General features: G+C 69.0%; 13 protein-coding genes. 3 read left to right on the top strand and 10 right to left on the bottom strand.

All coding sequences use genetic code 11. The features are described 5' to 3' along the window. Positions 1–2: 2 nt before the first annotated feature. Genes FE811_RS04790 through FE811_RS04780 form a run of 3 tightly spaced genes read left to right on the top strand, consistent with a single transcriptional unit; the run spans position 3 to position 4,108 of the window. Positions 3–1,193, top strand: a complete 1,191-nt coding sequence (locus FE811_RS04790) for an acyl-CoA dehydrogenase family protein (protein WP_140846877.1) — start codon at positions 3–5, stop codon at positions 1,191–1,193. Between the two features lie 16 nt (positions 1,194–1,209). Continuing rightward, positions 1,210–2,772 carry a class I adenylate-forming enzyme family protein gene (locus tag FE811_RS04785; protein WP_140846875.1) on the top strand — a complete coding sequence of 521 codons (1,563 nt, stop codon included), beginning with the start codon at positions 1,210–1,212 and terminating at the stop codon, positions 2,770–2,772. Between the two features lie 10 nt (positions 2,773–2,782). Further along, positions 2,783–4,108: an MmgE/PrpD family protein gene (locus tag FE811_RS04780; protein ID WP_140846873.1), complete on the top strand. Its 1,326-nt coding sequence runs from the start codon at positions 2,783–2,785 to the stop codon at positions 4,106–4,108. An 8-nt stretch (positions 4,109–4,116) separates the two neighbouring features. On the opposite strand, the gene FE811_RS04775 is transcribed toward FE811_RS04780, so the two are convergent. The 10 genes from FE811_RS04775 to FE811_RS04730 form a co-directional block, all read right to left on the bottom strand. Further along, positions 4,117–5,112, bottom strand: a complete 996-nt coding sequence (locus FE811_RS04775) for a GlxA family transcriptional regulator (protein ID WP_052095713.1) — start codon at positions 5,110–5,112, stop codon at positions 4,117–4,119. A 79-nt stretch (positions 5,113–5,191) separates the two neighbouring features. After that, positions 5,192–6,385, bottom strand: coding sequence for an FAD-binding oxidoreductase (locus tag FE811_RS04770; RefSeq protein WP_140846871.1), 1,194 nt, complete (start codon positions 6,383–6,385; stop codon positions 5,192–5,194). Beyond that, on the bottom strand, positions 6,372–7,955 hold the full coding sequence (locus FE811_RS04765) for an NAD(P)/FAD-dependent oxidoreductase (protein WP_140846869.1): 1,584 nt from the start codon (positions 7,953–7,955) through the stop codon (positions 6,372–6,374). Before FE811_RS04765 ends, FE811_RS04770 begins: the two co-directional genes overlap by 14 nt. 121 nt (positions 7,956–8,076) lie before the next feature. Next, positions 8,077–9,099, bottom strand: coding sequence for a hybrid-cluster NAD(P)-dependent oxidoreductase (locus FE811_RS04760; protein ID WP_255469653.1), 1,023 nt, complete (start codon positions 9,097–9,099; stop codon positions 8,077–8,079). Positions 9,100–9,110: 11 nt separating this feature from the next. Continuing rightward, positions 9,111–10,343, bottom strand: a complete 1,233-nt coding sequence (locus FE811_RS04755) for an SRPBCC family protein (protein WP_052095706.1) — start codon at positions 10,341–10,343, stop codon at positions 9,111–9,113. Positions 10,344–10,808: 465 nt separating this feature from the next. Then, on the bottom strand, positions 10,809–11,093 hold the full coding sequence (locus FE811_RS04750) for an ATP-binding protein (RefSeq protein WP_255469652.1): 285 nt from the start codon (positions 11,091–11,093) through the stop codon (positions 10,809–10,811). Positions 11,094–11,123: 30 nt separating this feature from the next. Next, positions 11,124–11,666 carry a flavin reductase family protein gene (locus tag FE811_RS04745; RefSeq protein ID WP_036750670.1) on the bottom strand — a complete coding sequence of 181 codons (543 nt, stop codon included), beginning with the start codon at positions 11,664–11,666 and terminating at the stop codon, positions 11,124–11,126. A 395-nt stretch (positions 11,667–12,061) separates the two neighbouring features. Beyond that, on the bottom strand, positions 12,062–13,171 hold the full coding sequence (locus tag FE811_RS04740) for a cytochrome P450 (RefSeq protein WP_140846865.1): 1,110 nt from the start codon (positions 13,169–13,171) through the stop codon (positions 12,062–12,064). A gap of 495 nt (positions 13,172–13,666) precedes the next feature. After that, positions 13,667–14,539, bottom strand: coding sequence for an EamA family transporter (locus FE811_RS04735; RefSeq protein WP_140846862.1), 873 nt, complete (start codon positions 14,537–14,539; stop codon positions 13,667–13,669). Positions 14,540–14,822: 283 nt separating this feature from the next. Beyond that, positions 14,823–16,652 (bottom strand): SLC13 family permease, encoded by a 1,830-nt coding sequence (locus tag FE811_RS04730; RefSeq protein ID WP_140846859.1) that lies wholly within the window; start codon positions 16,650–16,652, stop codon positions 14,823–14,825. Positions 16,653–16,689: the final 37 nt, after the last annotated feature.

The following is a 16,689-nucleotide window of genomic DNA, read 5'->3' as shown; positions in this document are numbered from 1 at the left end:
CGATGCGCGATTTCTTCCTGAATGACGAGGACCGGGCCTTCCGCGCCGAGATCCGCGATTTCCTGGCCCGCGAACTGGCCCCGCGCGTGGACCGGATCGAGCGCGACCAGGATTTCGCGGCCCAGCTGGAAGTCGCGCGGGCCCTGGGCGAGGCCGGCTATCTGAAGCTGATGTTCCCCGACCTTTACGCGGGCAGCCTGTCGCGGCCCGGCCTGACCCATGCGGTGATCGTCTCGGAAGAGGCCGCCTATCTGAACTACGCCTTCGAGACGACCATCGCCACGGCCCTGTCCTGCGCCTATCCGATCCATCGCCATGCCCGGCCGGCGCTGCGCGAACGCTACCTGACGCCGATCCTGGAAGGCCGCGCCGTCGGCTCGATCTGCATGACCGAGCCGAATGTCGGTTCCGACAGCGCCGGCATGAAAACCGCGATCCGCTTTGACGCGGCCAGCCGCGAATGGGTGATCGACGGGTTCAAGCGCTATATCTCGAACGCGACCAAGGCCGATGTCTATATCGTCTGGGGCATCACCGATCCCGACGCCGCCCCGCAAAAAGGCATGAGCGCGGTGCTGGTTCCCGCCGATACCCCCGGCCTGTCCTTTCCCCGCCTCTATGACTTCATGGGCCGGCGCGGCTCGGTCGTGGGCGAGGTCGCGCTGGACGGGGTCCGCGTCCCCGAGGAAAGCCTGCTGGGACAGGTGAATGCCGGCTTCCGCATCATGCTGGGCGCCTTCAACTTCGAGCGGGTGATCCTGGGCGGCTCGGGCCTGGGCGTCGCGCGCGCGGCCTTCGACCTGGCGCGGGACCACGCGCAAAGCCGCGTCAGCTTCGGCGAGCGGCTGGGCCAGAAACAGCTGATCTGGGACATGATCGCGCAGATGAGCTGGCGGATCGACGCGGCCGAACTGCTGACCCAGCGGGCGGCCAGGATGCATGACGGCGGCATCGGCGGCAAGGATCTGATGCGCGAGGCCAGCCAGGCCAAGCTGGTCGCGACCGAGACCGCCGTCTTCTGTTCCGACCGCGCGGTGCAGATCCTGGGCGGCGACGGCGTCACCCGCCAATACGGCCGGGTCGAGCAGCTTTACCGCGACGCCCGCGCGCTGCCCATCGTCGGCGGCAGCTCCGAGATGTGCAAATACTTGATCGCGGCGCGCGAGATGCCGGCGATCCGTCCCAATCTGTGACAGGCAAGGGAAACCGATGCATATCGCCCGCATTCTCGAGGCTTCCGCCGACCGCTACCCGGATCACCTGGCCCTGGTCTTCGAGGACCGGCGCTGGACCTATGCCGAATGGCTGGCCCGCGTGCGCCGCTTTGCGCAGGCGCTGTCCGACCTGGGGGTGCGGCCGGGGGACCGCGTGGCCTTCTATGTCTCCACCTCGGAAAACTCGGTGACGACCTATTTCGCCTGCCAGATGCTCGGTGCGGTGGCGGTGCCGATGAACTTCCGCCTTTCGGCGGGCGAGGCCGCCCATATCCTGCAGGATTCCGGCGCCCGCGTGCTGATCTATGGCCGCAGCCTGACCGGGAACGTCGAAAGGATCGCGGCGCAGATGCATTCGGTCCATGATTTCATCGGCTGCGCCTACGACCGGGCGCATATCCCCGCCGGCCACCTGCATTTCGAAACCCTGGCCGAGCAGACCGCGGACCGAGACGAGCCGCGCATCATTCCCTCGGGGGATGCGATTTCCTCGCTGGTCTATACCTCGGGGACGACGGGTCGGCCCAAGGGGGTGATCCACACCCATGCCAACGACATCGCCATCGCGATGAACTGCGTCATGGAATATTCGCTGAATCATACCGACAATGCGCTGCATATCGCGCCGCTTTACCACGTGGGCGGGATGCAGGCCTATTTCATTCCGCACCTGCTGGTCGGCGGCACCAATGTCGTGATCGGCCGTTACGAAGCAGAAAAGACGCTGGACACCATCGCGGCCGAGCGCATCACCACGCTGTTCGCCGTGCCCACCCAGATCCAGGAGATGCTGTTTCATCCGCGCTTCCGCGATCAGGATCTGTCCTCGCTGCGGCTGATCACCACCGGCGGCGCGGCCATTTCCGCCGCGACGATGGCGCGGGTGATGGCCGAGTTCTGCCCGGCGATCTTCAACGGCTACGGCATGACCGAGGCGTCGCTGACGCTGGTGCTGCATCCGCAGGACGCGCTGCGCAAGCTGGGATCCTGCGGCAAGCCGACGCTGATTTCGGAATGCCGGATCGTGACCGACGACCCGCTGCGCGAGGTGCCGCCCTCGGAAACCGTGCCGCGCGGGCAGGTGGGCCAGCTGATCGTGCGCGGCCCGCAGGCGATGCAGGGCTATTGGAACAACCCCTTCGAGACGCAGAAGAAGCTGAAGGCGGGCTGGATCTATACCGGCGACCTGTTCAGCCAGGACCGGGACGGGTTCTATTATTTCCATGGCCGGGCCGACGACATGATCGTCTCGGGCGGCGAGAACATCCATCCGCGCGAGGTCGAGGAGATCCTCTATCGCTGCCCCGGCGTGCAGGAGGTGGCGGTCGTCGGGCTGGCGGACGAGAAATGGGGCCAGGCGGTGACGGCCTTCGTCGTCCGCTCGGACCCGGCGCTGAGCCCGCAGGCATTGGACGCATTCTGCAAGGCCAGCGAGGATCTGGCGCCCTACAAGCGGCCCCGCCGCTACGAGTTCCTGGAAAGCCTGCCGCTGAACCCCAGCGGCAAGGTGCTCCGGCGCGAACTGGTCGCGCGCCACGCCACGCAACCGGCTGCCTGAGGAGGGCATCATGACATCGCCCTTTCACGATTTCCTGCACGACATGCGCGCGGCGGACATGCCGGATGCGGTGCTGGACCTGGGCCGCCGCTGGCTTCTGGACCTGCTGGGGGTCGCGGCGGGCGGCAGCCGGACGCGGCTGTCGCGCATCGTCCGCGACCACGCGGCGGCACATTTCGGCGCGGGCACCCGCGCGGCCCCGATGCTGATGGATGGCCGCATGGTCAGCCCGGCGGGCGCGGCGCTGGCGGGCGGCATGACCATCGACGCGCTGGACGGCCATGACGGCCACAAGCTGACCAAGGGCCATGTCGGCTGCGGCAGCCTGCCCGCCCTGCTGGCGCTGATGCAGGCCGAGGGGCGGGCGGACGACCGCGCGCTTCTGGCCGGTCTGGTCATCGGGTATGAGATCGGGACGCGCGCGGGCATCGCGCTGCACCGCACCGCCTGCGACTATCACACCTCCGGTGCCTGGATCGCGGTTGCGGCGGCGTCGCTGGGCGCGCGGGTGCTGGGGCTGGACGGCGCCAGGACACGCGAGGCCATCGGCATCGCCGAATATCACGGCCCGCGCAGCCAGATGATGCGCTGCATCGACCACCCGACCATGGTCAAGGACGGCTCGGGCTGGGGCGCGATGGCCGGGGTCTCGGCCGCCTATCTGGCGGCGGATGGTTTCACCGGCGCCCCGGCGATCACGGTCGAGGGCGCGGATGTCGCCAACCTGTGGGCCGATCTGGGCACGACCTGGCGCATCGCCGAGCAGTATTTCAAGCCCTGGCCGGTCTGCCGCTGGGCGCAGCCCTCGGTGCAGGCGGTGCTGGACCTGCGGGCGCGGCATGGCGTGGCCGCCGATCAGGTCGAGCGGATCGAGATCGCCACCTTCCACCAGTCCCGCCGCCTTGCCACCCGCGATCCGGCCAGCACCGAAGAGGCGCAGTATTCCACCGCCTATCCTGCCGCCGTGGCGCTGGTGCGGGGCCGCATCGATCCCGCGGACGTGGCCGAGGACGGCCTGGCCGACCCGCTGATCCGCGCCCTTGCCACCGGCATGACCGTCACCGAGCGCGAGGATTTCAATGCCGCCTTCCCGGCCCGCCGCTTTGCCGATGTGCGGCTGGTGATGAAAAGCGGCCAGGTGCTGGAATCCGGCCCGACCGAGGCGGCGGGCGACCCCGAGGCGCCGGCAACGACGGATGCGGTGCGCGCCAAGTTCCGCGCCTATGCCGCGCCGGTTCTGGGCGAGATCCGCGCCGCCGAGCTGGAAAGGGCCGTGGACCGGCTGGGCGACGGCGGCGGCACGGGGGCGCTGTTCGGCCTGCTGGGCGCGACCTGAGCGGCGGCTCAGGCGATGCGGCGCGACCGGGCCCGCGCGGCGCGTGCCTGTTCGCGCATCTCGCTGGGGCGTATCCCATAGAATTCCTTGACCCATTTCGAGAAATGCGAGGTCGAGGCGAAGCCCGTGGCGACCGCGATGTCGATGATCGGCTGTTCGGTGTAAAGCAGCATCTCGCGCGCGCGCTCGACCCGCAGCGACAGGTAGCAGCGCGCCGGCGTCATGCCCAGGAAGCTGCGGAAGTTGCGCTCCATCTGCCGCTCGCTGACCCCCGTCAGCGCGGCCAGCCTTTCGATCTGCAACGGCGTCTCGATATTGGCCTGCATCAGCCGGATGGCCATCTGCATCGTCCCCGGCAGGGTGCCGATCTGTTCGGCCCGGCCGCCCTGCTGGTTCTCGCCCGCATCGCGCATGCGGGCATGGTGGAACTGGTTGGCGACCCCGTTGGCCAGGTCGCGCCCGTGCAGGTCGGCGATGATATGCAGCATCAGGTCCATCGAGGCCGTCCCGCCCGAACAGGTCAGCCGGTTGCGGTCGATCTCGTAAAGCGTGCCGGTGATCGGCAGGTGGGGGAAATCCTCTTCGAAGGCGGCGCGGTTTTCCCAGTGGATGGTGCAGCGATAGCCGTCCAGCAGCCCGGCCTTGGCCAGCAGGTAACTGGCCGTGGACAGGGCGCCGATGGCCCGGCCGCGATGCGCCGCCCGCCGCAGCGCGGCAAGATAGGGGCGTTCGTCCTGGGGATCGACGCGCGCGCCGCCGCAGATGAACAGGGCGTGGTTGCGCTCGATCGCCTGGTCGACGGGGATGGCCGGAAACGGGATGCCCGAGGAGGGCATGACCGGCTGGCCGTCGATGCTGCACAGATCCCAGCGAAAGGCGTCGCGCCCCAGCAGGCGGTTCGCGGCGCGCAAGGGTTCCGTCGCCGAGGCAAGGCTCAGCATCGAGAGCCCCTCGATCATCAGGAAGGCGAAGCACAGGGGCTCGCCCGCGTCATGGTAGAACATCGGCGGATCCGGGTTGCGATGCGCCATGTTCGGTCAAGCCGCCCCGCTCTTCAAGTCGCCCTGCTTCAAGCCGTTCCCATCAGGCCGAGGCCATCGCGGCGGGCAGCCAGCCCTGAAGCGCGTCCCAGTCCGGCTCCAGCCGGTCGAAGCGGGCCAGCCGCAGGCTGGAGAGATCGGCGAAATCGCAATGTCCCCGCATCACCAGCTGCATCAGCGCGCGGCCCGAGGCCGGCGACAGGCCGAAGCCCACGCCGGACAGCGTGGCGACGGTCAGGTTCTGCCACGGTGCCGGACGGTCGATGACCGGGCGGCCGTCGGGGGTGTTCTCGATGATGCCAGCCCAGCTGCGGATGACGCGGGCATGGGCGGCCTTGGGCAAAAGCTCGGCCACGCGCCGGGCGATGCTGCCCGCCAGCGGGGTCGAGGGGCGCGGCCCGCCCGGTTGCTCCTCGGTCTCGACCCATTCATGCGGGCCGCCGCCATAGGCCAGGTTGCCGCGCAGGGTCTGGCGGCCATAGAGCCCGTTGCCGTCGATCCCGCCCAGCGGCATCAGCGGCAGGGGCTCGGTCACGATCATCTCGGCGCGGGCGGCGCGCATGGGGATGTCCACCTGCAGCATCGCGGCCAGCCGGCCGGTCTGCGGGCCCGCCGCGATGACCAGGTGGTCGCAGCCGAAGACGCCCCTGTCGGTCTCGACCGCCGTCACCCGGTCGCCCTGTCGCCGGAAGCCGGTGACGGTGACGTGCTGGCGCAGCCGCCCGCCGCGGTCGCGCAGCGCCCAGGCATAGGCCTGCACGGTGCGGTGCGGGTTCGCATGGCCGCCGAAGTGATAGTAATGCCCGGCATGGACATTGTCCCCGGCCAGCGGCACCAGCTCGCGCACCGTCTGCGCATCCAGGTCGTCGGCGCGGAAGCCCTGCTTGCGGGCATTGGCCACGGCGCGGCCGTAAAGCGCGAACTGCTCGGGCGACAGCGCGATGCGGATGCGGTTCGGCCGGAACTCGGTCGGATAGCCCAGCAATTCGTCCATCATCGGCCACAGCCGCTGTTCCTCGGCGAAAAGCGGGCTGTGGTGGTGCGAGCAGCCGCCGCCATTGCGCCCCGAGGCCTCCCAGCCGGTAATGCCGCGTTCCAGCACCAGCACGTCGACCCCCGCCTCGGCCAGCCAGAAGGCGGTGGAAAGGCCGGTGACGCCGCCGCCGATCACGATGACCGGGGCGCCGCGATTGTCGTCGCCGGCGTCGATGCCGGGGATGGGGTTATTCGCTGACATGTTCCTTCTCCGTCGCAAGCGCGGCGACCGTGTAATGTTCCTCGACATCCCAGAAGGGGACCCATTGGCGCGGCATGCCGAACCAGGAATCCCAGGCGGCAGCGATGGCGGGATCCTCGGGCATGGCGGCGGCGGCCAGGCTGATCGGCCGGACCGGGCTGCGATAGCCGGCCAGCGGCACCACCCCCAGCGACAGGTCGTCCTGCAAGGCCAGCAGCGCCTGGATCTGCTCGCGGCAGCGGCGGCCCTGGCAGGGGCCCATGCCGGCGCGGGTCAGCCGCTTGATCTGGTCGGGATCGGGCGGCCCCTCGCCCAGGATCTGGGTCAGCCTGCGCGTCAGGTTCGGCAGATGCGGCGCGTTCAGATAGCGCGGCGGGCTGACCTCCAGGATCTCGCGCGCCGTGACCTCCTCGCATTGGCAGACCGGCATCTCGGCCACGGCCTCGACCACCGAGGCGCGGACCCAGGCCTTGCGGTATTCGCCCAGATCGGCGGCGGGGCCGGGCTGCGGCGCGTTCTCGGCCGGAGCATCCGCCAGCCCCAGCGCCGCCAGCGCGGCCCCGGCGGCCAGCCGCCCCTCCGCCTCGGCCAGCACGGGATCGGCGGTTTTCGCGGGCCAGATGCCCGCGCAGTCGCCGGCGGCGCGGATGCCGGGCAGGCTGGTTTCGCCGCCCGCGCCCAGCAGCGGCACGAAGCCGCCGCGATCATTGTCGAAGGCACAGCGCGCGCCCGCGGCATGCAGCAGGTCGATCATCGGCACCGCGCCCACGCCCAGCAGCACGGAATCGCAAGGGATGGTGCGGTTGCGCAGCACCAGCCCGGTGACGCCATCCGCGTCCGAGGTGACGCCACGCGGCGCTTCGCCGGTGACGATCTCGACCCCGGCGGCGCGGATGCGCGCGACCAGATCCTCGGGCGCGGCGGGGGCGGCGGCCTGTTCGATCACGGCGGCGATGGTCACGCCCGCGTCGATCAGGTCCAGCGCCGCCAGCAGCGCCTCGGGGGTCGAGCCCAGCATGACCGCGCGCCGGCTGTCCAGCGCATCGTAAAGCCGCGCCAGCATCAGCGCGGCGCCAGCGCCCAGCACGCCGGGCAGGTCCCAGCCGGGAAAGGCCAGCCCCATGTCGCGCCGCCCGCTCGCCACCACCGCCTGGTCGAAGCCGACCAGATGGCTGCCCTGGCCCTCGTCCACCAGCCCGGCGACCAGGCCGGGCATCCAGCCCAGGTTGGGCTGGTTGGCGAACAGCCCCCAGCAGGCGGTGCCCAGGCGGATGTCGATGCCGGCCTCGAACAGTTCGACCAGATCGGGCCGCGCCTCCAGCATCCGTTCGGTCATGGCGTTGCGGTTGCGGACCGCGCCGCCCATCCGGCCGCCCCAGATCTGCGGGACGCTTTCGCCCATGGTCTCGAAGGGCACGGGATGTTCGTCGACCAGCATCACCTGCGCGCCGCCCCGATGCGCGTGGCGGGCGGCGGCGATCCCGGCGGGGCCGGCACCGACGATCAGGATCTGGGTCCGTTCCGCGATCTCAAGGCGCTTGCCGGCGACGGATCGGGGGTCTGTGGTCATCTTGCGTCCTCTGGTGGCTGGTCGGCGGGCATCGCCGCAGGGTCATCCTTGGGGCAAGGCCAGCCCCGCCGACAGCAGGTTTCCGCCCGGAAGGGAAAGGAATCCGACCGTGATCCGGGTGTCAGGCCAGCTTGATCTCGACATCCGACGCCGCGCGGGTCGAGCAGGCCAGCACATAGCCCTCGGCCGCCTCTTCCGGCGTCAGCCCGCCGTTCGGCCGGCTGTCGACCCGGCCCGAGACGATCCGCACCATGCAGGTGCCGCACATGCCTGCGCCGCAGCCGCAGGGGATGACGACCCCCTGGCGCAGGCTGGCCTGCAGAAGCGTCTCGTCCGGGCGGATGCCGATGGCGCGGCCGTTCACGGTCAGGCCGAAACCGGGGCCATCCACGGCGGCGGTGGCCATGGGCGGCGGGGCCAAGTCGGCACCGCCGAAGCTTTCGGTGTGGAACTGCGCCCGCGCGCCACCCTCGGCGGCATGGATCAGCCGGACCTCGTGCATGAAGCCCTGCGGGCCGCAGCAGAACACCTCGCGTCGCCCCAGGTCGGGGATGGCGGCGGCCAGCCGCGCCCGGTTGATCCGCCCGCGATAGCCGAACCAGCCGGGGGCGGCCTGGCTGACGCTGACCGCCACCGCCAGGTTGGGCATCCGGCCCTGCATCTCGGCCAGTTCGCGGGCAAAGAGCACCTCGGCCGGATCGCGGGCGGCGTGGAACCACACCAGATCGGCCTCGGGATCAGTGTCCGCCAGATGCCGCAGCATCGCCATCATCGGCGTGGCCCCCGACCCGCCCGAGACGAAGGCCAGCCGGTCGTTGCCGCGCAGCCCCAGGGTGAAGGCGCCGCGCGGAGGGCGGGCCTGGATACCCCTGCCCTCGCGCAGGTTCCCGTGCAGCCAGCGGGTCGCGCCGCCCGGCGCCTGCGCCTTGATCGTCAGTTCAAGATCGCCCCCCGCGCCGCCCGAGATGGTGAAGCTGCGCCAGACCGGACCGCCCGGCAAGGGCACCTTCAGCACCAGCGCCTGGCCGGGCACGAAACCCACCGGGCCGCCGCCTGCGCGCAGGCGGAAGGTCTTGACGGTGGGCGTCTCGTCGCGGACGGCGATGCAGGACAGCGACAGCAGGGCCGTTGAAGGGGCTTGCATGTCCATGCGCCTTACTCCGCCGCGATCCGCGCCTGCGGGCCGCCGGTGAAATCACCCATCTTGCCCGCATACCATTCCGAGAAATTGTTCAGCATGAACTCGGAAGGCGCATAGGGTCCGGGCCGGTAGGCGCGCGACAGGATGCCGCGATGGTTGTTCTCGGCCAGCACGCGATCCTCGTCATTGGTGGCCAGCCAGACCTCGGTCAGGCGCCGAAGGTCGTAATCCACGCCCTCGACCGCATCCTCGTGGACCAGCCATGTCGTGCGCACCTCGGTCCGGTTCGCCGACAGCGGCAGCACCCGGAAATGCAGGATGTGGTCGGACAGGAAATGGTTCCAGTTGTTCGGCACCCGGAACATGCGGACCGAGCCCAGGTCGGGTTCGGTGAAATCGGCCAGAAGCTTGTTGCACGCGGGCTTGCCGTCCATGGTGAAGGACAGGCAACCTTCGTTGAAGGGCAAGCGGATGCAGCGGAACTCGACGCCGCCCTCGGCCGGCTTGTGCGGCAGCCCCAGCCCGTCCCAACGCGCGGCCGAGCGGTCCATCAGCCCCTGGAACTGCGCCTTGACCAGCGGATCGTCGGGCAGGGCGAATTCGACCAGCGTCACCAGCAGTTCGGGATGGTTGCCCGCGCAGTGATAGCATTCGCGGTTGTTCTCGATCACCAGCTTCCAGTTCGCTTCCTCGACGATGGTCGAGGTGAAGGCGACCTTGGTGCGGTCGGGCCTGTGCGGGGCGATATAGGGCGTGACCCCGGCGCGGAAGCGCGCCAGCGAGGGCGGCTCGTCGGCAAGGCAGATATAGACCATGCCGCAGATCACCTCGACATGGACCGGGACGAGGCCATGGGCCGCCCTGTCGAAATCCTCGGGCATCTGGCGGGCATTGATCAGGCTGCCGTCCAGCTCGTAGACCCATTGGTGATAGGGGCAGACCAGGCGGTTCGCGCGCCCCCTCTCCTTTTGGCAGATCAGCGAGCCGCGATGGCGGCAGCTGTTGTGAAAGGCCGCGATCCCGCCCTCGCGGTCGCGCAGCACGACGACGGGATTGTCGCCGACCTTCAGCGTCAGGTAGTCGCCGGGGCGCGGAATCTCGACCACATTGCAGGCAAAGATCCAGTCGGTTTCGAACACCGCCTGCATGTCGGCGCGAAAGATCTCGTCGTCGACATAAAAGTCGCGGGGCAAGGAATGGCCGGGCCGGCGCTGGTCGAGCAAACCCGCTATCCGTTCTTTCAGCATTCTCGGCAACCTCTTGAGAAACCTTCCGATGGGGACGCATTTCGGCATTCGCGGGCATCCTGTCCCGCGCCCTTGTTCCGGCGCAGCAGCAATGCGACATCGGCCGTCAGCTTTCCGACGAGCCACGAAAAGGGGTTCCTGCCGCGGCTGGAAAGGGAAGGATGGGACGCCCGCCGGCGGGTTGCAGCTTGCACCCTGCATGACCAGCCCGCATGAGCGCCAAGGGCAATCGCCGAAACGGAACATGGTCGCCCCCGAACGGGGATGGGGCCGCTCCGTCGCATGGCTTGATCCGCCCCCGGCCTAATGAGGATGGCGAAATCCGCAGCAATGTCCCCAGCGCGATCACGAACAAGCCCGCGGATCGGTCCTGACCGGCTTGTCGTCGCTGCCGGGGTCGGGAAGCGCTGCCGGCAACCGGCAGGGCCGGGCAGTATCATGCTTTGGGTCCGTCGAGCGCGGGGCTCAGCCTGTCGCGCCGGGGGCGAAGGTAATGCGAAACCGGGTTGGTTGGCGGGAGCACAGCGTGATGCCCGCACGGTGGGCGGCAAGCAGGTTGCGCACCACCGCAAGGCCCATGCCGGTGCCGCCCGAGGCGCGGCGGGTGGTGAAGAACGGCTCGAAGATCCGCGCCTCGTTGCCCGCCGAAAGGCCGCGCCCGTCATCCATGACGTCAAGCACGATCTGGCCCTGAGGCGTGACACCGAACTCGCCTTCGCAAGCCTTCCCGGATACCGAGCTTTGATACACCCTCGGCCGCCGGTCTCCGCAAGGTTCCGTCTATATCCCCTCGGGCAGTTTCGACCGCATCGCCTCCCTTCGGTCGAGCCTGTCTCCGTCGACGACGAAGGTGCCGTCGCCCACCGCATGCAGGGTCCGCGTTTCCTGACGGTCGCCGTCGAACCAAGCCGCCAGCCCGTCCAGCACGACGATGCCGTGCCGCTCGATTATATCGACCACGCGGCATTCGATATTGGCAAGGCAGTCGCCGATCAGCGGTGCGCGGACATGGCGGGCGGGCAGGCGCGCCAGGCCGAACCGCTGGAACTTGTCCACCTCGGCGCCCGAGCAGGTGCCGATGCCGATCACCGTGTCGATCATGTCCAGCGTCGGGATGGCGATCACGCATTCCCCGGTCTCGCTGAGCGCGGTCCAGGAATGGTTCCATGGCCCGGTGGTGATGGCGAAACGCGGGGTGAAATCCATCACCATGGTCCAGGTGATGGTCATCACGTTGTCCCTTGCGCCGTCATGCGTGGTGACCAGCGTCACCGGCCCCGGCTCGATCAGGGTGAAGGCGCGGCTCAGCGGCAGTTCCTTCATGATGCTTTCCTTTCCTGTTTCGCCCTTCCGTCCCCCCTTCGATCCGGCGGGCTGGTTCGCCATCCACGACAGGGATCGACGCCCAACCCCAGCGCGCCCGGTCCGGGCCGTGGCAGGGACCGCCTCTCCCCGGCCAGCGGCACACCGATCCGGCTCGGGACCAGAGGGACCATGCTGCGGTGCCGTCGTCATCGGCTGCTTCTGTCGCGGGTCTTCTTCCTCACTCTGGCACGGCCGATGCGGGCTGCCAATCGCAGCATCGGCCGCAGCCCCCGCGGCGAAAGTCGGGAACTCGGGCAATGTGCGACCCGCTGCAAACAAGGCGCGATCTGCATCGCCCCAGGAAAGGGCCATGAGTGGGCTGCGGCATTCATGGACCGATCCGCCCGCGGCGATCAGCCCTCGAAACGGATGCCGAGGGCGGGCAGAGAGTCCTTCGCAAACGGCGACCAGCGCGCTGGCCGGGTGCCGGCCTCGGGGGCGAATGCCTCCAGGACGCCGAGCAGCTGCACCAAGGTCGCCCGGATGATCGCGTGGCCCAGGCAGGCATGCTGCCCCATGCCGAACATCAGCGGGCGCGCGCCCTGGCGGTCGGGGTCGAACCTTTCCGGCGCCGGAAACGCCAGCGGATCGTGATTGCCCGCGGCCCAGACCATAGACAGGACGGTCCCGGCCTGCATCGCCAGATCGCCCAGGGCAATCCTGCCCGTCGTCAGCCGCATGGTCATGGGGGTGGAGCTGGCCAGGCGCAGGCATTCGTTGGCGCATTGCGCCGTCGCCGTCACTTGGCGCCGATGCGCAAAGGCCACCCGCAGCGCCGCGTCCAGGCCGGTGGCGGCCGACTCGATGGCGTCGAAGGCCATGCCCGCGATCAGGTCGGCGGCCAGCCCGTCGCCCAGCCGGTCCCGCAGGTTCCGCGAAAAGGGCGTCCCGCCCTCCAGCGCCGCCAGCGACAGATCCCGCACCCTGCCGGCGGCCGCTTCGGCCAGATGGGCCTTGGCCGGATCGGGCGAAAGGGACAGGACATGGGCCATGTCCCGCACCGTATCTTCCAGCTGCAGGGCCGCCGTCGCGTCAAGCCCGATGATCTCGCCCCAGACCCGGCGCACGACCGGCGCGATCAGCCCGGCCCTGAGGTCGATCCGGGCCGGGCCGGAGGGCAGCGCCCGCCGCACCGCTTCGCGCGCGATCCCGGCCAGCGGCACGGTATTGAAGGCGACGATCAGCGCGGCCCGCTGGGTCCGGTGGGCATCGCCGGATTTGGTGAAAAGCGCCCGGTCGAGCAGCGACAGCAGCGCGGGCGTATCCGCCATCGCGGCGGGATCGGGCGCCATGCCGTCGGCCAGCGGATCGCGGGCGAGGCTGACCAGTTCCTGGTGGCCCAGGATGGCATAGCCTCCCCATGGCGCGACCTGGATACGCTCGCCCGTGGCGAAATCGTCGCGGAAGGCCTCGGCGGCGGAAGCCCAGCCATCGGGGGTGTCGAAGGTGTGGAAGGTTTTCATGATGTCAGTCCAGCAAGTGCAAAAGGACACCCCGCCGGCAGGCAGAGGTGGCGAAACCGGAAACCGGATCCTTAGCGCTTGCGGATCGACTGATGCATGAAACTGTCCTTTCGCCCCGGAAAATAGGGCCCTGGCCCTGTCCGGGCAAGAGGCAGGGCAATACCATCCGGCATTTGCGTGAATGCCAGCCGACCATCCTTCGACCAATGCCGCAGGCGGTAAACCCGATGCCGAAGGGCTTCCTGCCGCGCTGCCCCGGCTTCCACCTCGCAGAAGCATGACACCAGAACGGCGGCGTTCTTTGATCCGGCGGCGGGGCCGCTTCCAATGAAGCGTTTATCCTCTAGCGCCGATACGGAAGCATCCTTGCGGCAAGCACCGGCGACCGCTTTGCGCAGATCCGCGCCGGACCCGCCCCTGGCTGGGCGCGCAGGCAGCGGGCCGGCCGAACCTCCTGCGATGATGCGCAGAGCCGATGGCGGACCGTCGCGGTCGTCACGATGCCGACAACAGGATCACGCCCGCGATCAGCACGCCGCAACCAGCCAGCCGCCACGGGCCGACCGCCTCTCGCAGGATCAGCATCCCCATCAGCGCGCCGACCATCATCGACATTTCACGCATCGGCGCGACAAGGCTGAGGGGTGCGCCACCCGTCAGCGCGGCAAGCACCAGAATATAGGACAGCGGCGACAGCAGCCCCACGCCCAAGGCGGTCCACCAATGGCCCCGCATCGCCGCCATTGCACGGCGAGGGTTGGCGAGCACCAGCGGCAGCAGCAGGAAGAAGCGCAGCAGGTTCGAGAACCAGTCGAGCACCACCGGCGCGATGCCAAGGGCTTTCACCGCATAGGCATCGACCACGGTATAGCTGGCGATCAGCCCGCCCGTCGCCGTGCCCCATCGAACCCCGGCCTGCCCGCCGGGGCGGGTGAAGGCGGCCAGCCTTCCCTGGGTGGCGATCAGCAGGATGCCGAGAACGACAAGGACCAGCCCGACCAGGCCCGTGCCGGTCGGGCTTTCCCCCAGGATCAGGAATGCGCCGATCGAGGACAGCATCGGCCCGGTCCCCCGCGCCACCGGATAGACCACCGACAGGTCCGCCACCCTGTAGCCGCGCTGCAGGCACAGGCTGTAGGCCAGATGGATCAGCCCGCTGAGCAGGACAAAGCCGATGCCTTCCCTGGTCCAGTCGACGCCGCCCTGCGCCAGCAGCCAGATCACCCATGGCGCATAGGCGACGCAGGCGACCAGGTTATAGGCAAAGACGAACACCGGCCCGACCGAGGCGGCACGTTTCGCCAGCAGGTTCCAGCTGGCATGGATGAAGGATGCAAGAACGACAAGAAGCAGCGAGGCAAGCGTCATTGAGACCCCCTTTGCGCCATCGGCGCGGTTGATCTCGACGTCTCCTCCCCTGGGCTTTTGTCCCTTGGGTGCAGCCGGGGAACTTCCCCGGTCTCTGCAACGCTCGGTCCAGCGGCAGATCGCCCGGAACCCTAGTTGCCACTCGGTCGATGCCGGGAATTCTAACCATTGTCGGGCAGAGGCATCAAGAGCCGACCGGCAGCTTCGCCCCGCAAAGCCGTCATGGCGGCGCGGATTTCGCGGCGGCTTTCGTCCTTGCCAGATCCGGCGGGCCGCTTCCCGTTCATCCCGGATGGAAGGGGAAGACCACCGGCACCAGCCCGATCGCGACGATCAGGACGATGGCGACCAGCGGCAAACCGATCCGGGTGAAATCCCAGAACCCGTAGCCGCCCGGACCTACGACCAGGGTATTGACCGGCGAAGACACCGGCGTCAGGAAGGCGGCCGATGCCGCCAGCGCCACGGTCATCGCGAAAGGATGGGGCGACACCCCAAGGTCGGACGCCAGGGCCAGCGCGACCGGCCCCATCAACACCGCCGTCGCCGTGTTCGAGATGAACAGGCCCAGCGCCGTCGTGGTCACGAAGATCAATGCCAGCGCGGCGCGGGGCGTCGAATCCCCGACCATGGCGCGCAGCGCCTCGGCTGCCAGCTCGATGCCGCCTGTCTTCTGAAGCGCCAGCGAAAAGGGCAACATGCCGATGATCAGCACGAGGCTCTGCCAATGGATCGAACGATAGGCCGAGGCCATGTCGACACAGCCGAAAAGCCCCATCAGCAGACAGCCGATCAGCGCCGCCAGCACATTGGGAACCATGCCGGTAATCATCATCATGACGACCAGGGCAAGGATGGCGACGGCGGGAACGGCCCGGAAAGGCGCCTCCAGCAGCTCATCGATCTCTTCCGGCAGGGCCAGAACGACCAGATCCCGGCCCTGATGGACCTGCCGGATCCGGCTCCAGGGACCGACCGACAGCAGCACGTCGCCGCCGCGCAGCACGGTCCGCGCATCGACATCCCGGATCGGCCGGTTGTCGCGGCGCAGGCCGACGACGGCAAGGCCGTGGATCGACCGGAACCGCGACTGCGCGATGCTTCTGCCGACAAGCGGAGAATCGGGCGGCACGATCAGCTCGGCCATGCCGATCTCTTGCGCGTGGTCGGTGAAGTAGCGCCCCGAAATGGGCAGGCGCCGCAACCCATGGCTGGTGCAGAAGGCCTCGATATCCGTGCCTTCGCCGAACACGTCCAGGAACAGGGCGTCCTCGGCCTGCAATACGGTGTCGGCGCGCGGCTGGATCAGCCGTCGGCCATAGGCGGTCGACCGCTCGATCCCCAGGATGTTGATCCCCGCCGTCCCGCGCAGATCGAGCTGGTCGAGCCGCTTGCCGACCAGCCCCGACCGGGCCGACAGCTGCAGGCGGAACTCGCGCCCGGCCAGGCCGTAGCTGGCGATCCAGTCGGCAAGCCTCGGCCGCCGATTGACGCTGGCCGGGCTGTCGGTCGCCAGCCAGCGGCGGGCGATCAGCATGTAGCCGATCCCCAGCAGCAGGATCGGCAGCCCGAATGGCGTGAAGTCGAAAAAGCCGAAGCCCCGATACCCCTCGCGCCTGAGCAGGCTGTCGAGCACCAGGTTCGGGGCCGTGGCGACCAACGTCATCATGCCGCTGACCAGCGCCGCCGCGCTCAACGGCATCATCAGCCGCCCCGGCGCCGCCCCGATCTTCGCCGCGATCCGCAGCACGATGGGGATGAAGATCGCGACCACGCCGGTCGAACTCATAAAGGCGCCGATCCCGGCAACGACCGCCATCAGCAGCACGATCAGCCGCATCTCGGACGCGCCGGCACGGCGCACCAGCAGATCGCCGGTGCGCTGCGCGACGCCCGTGCGCACAAGCGCCTCGCCCAGGACGAAAAGCGCGGCGATCAGGATGACATTGGGGTCGCTGAAACCGGCCAGCGCCTCGTCGAGGCTGATGATGCCGGTCAGCGGCAAGGCCACCAGCGCCAGGATCGCGACCACGTCCATGCGCGGCCGGTTGAGGGCGAACATCGCAATCGCCGCAGCCAGCAGCTCCAGCACAATCAGCAGTTCCGTCGCCATCTTCCCGCCTCTCGAACATGCATCGTTTCCGGCCGCC

The sequence above is a fragment of the Paracoccus sp. FO-3 genome, from assembly GCF_006386455.1.
GTDB lineage: Bacteria > Pseudomonadota > Alphaproteobacteria > Rhodobacterales > Rhodobacteraceae > Paracoccus > Paracoccus versutus.
This window is presented reverse-complemented; position numbering and strand designations above follow the sequence as displayed.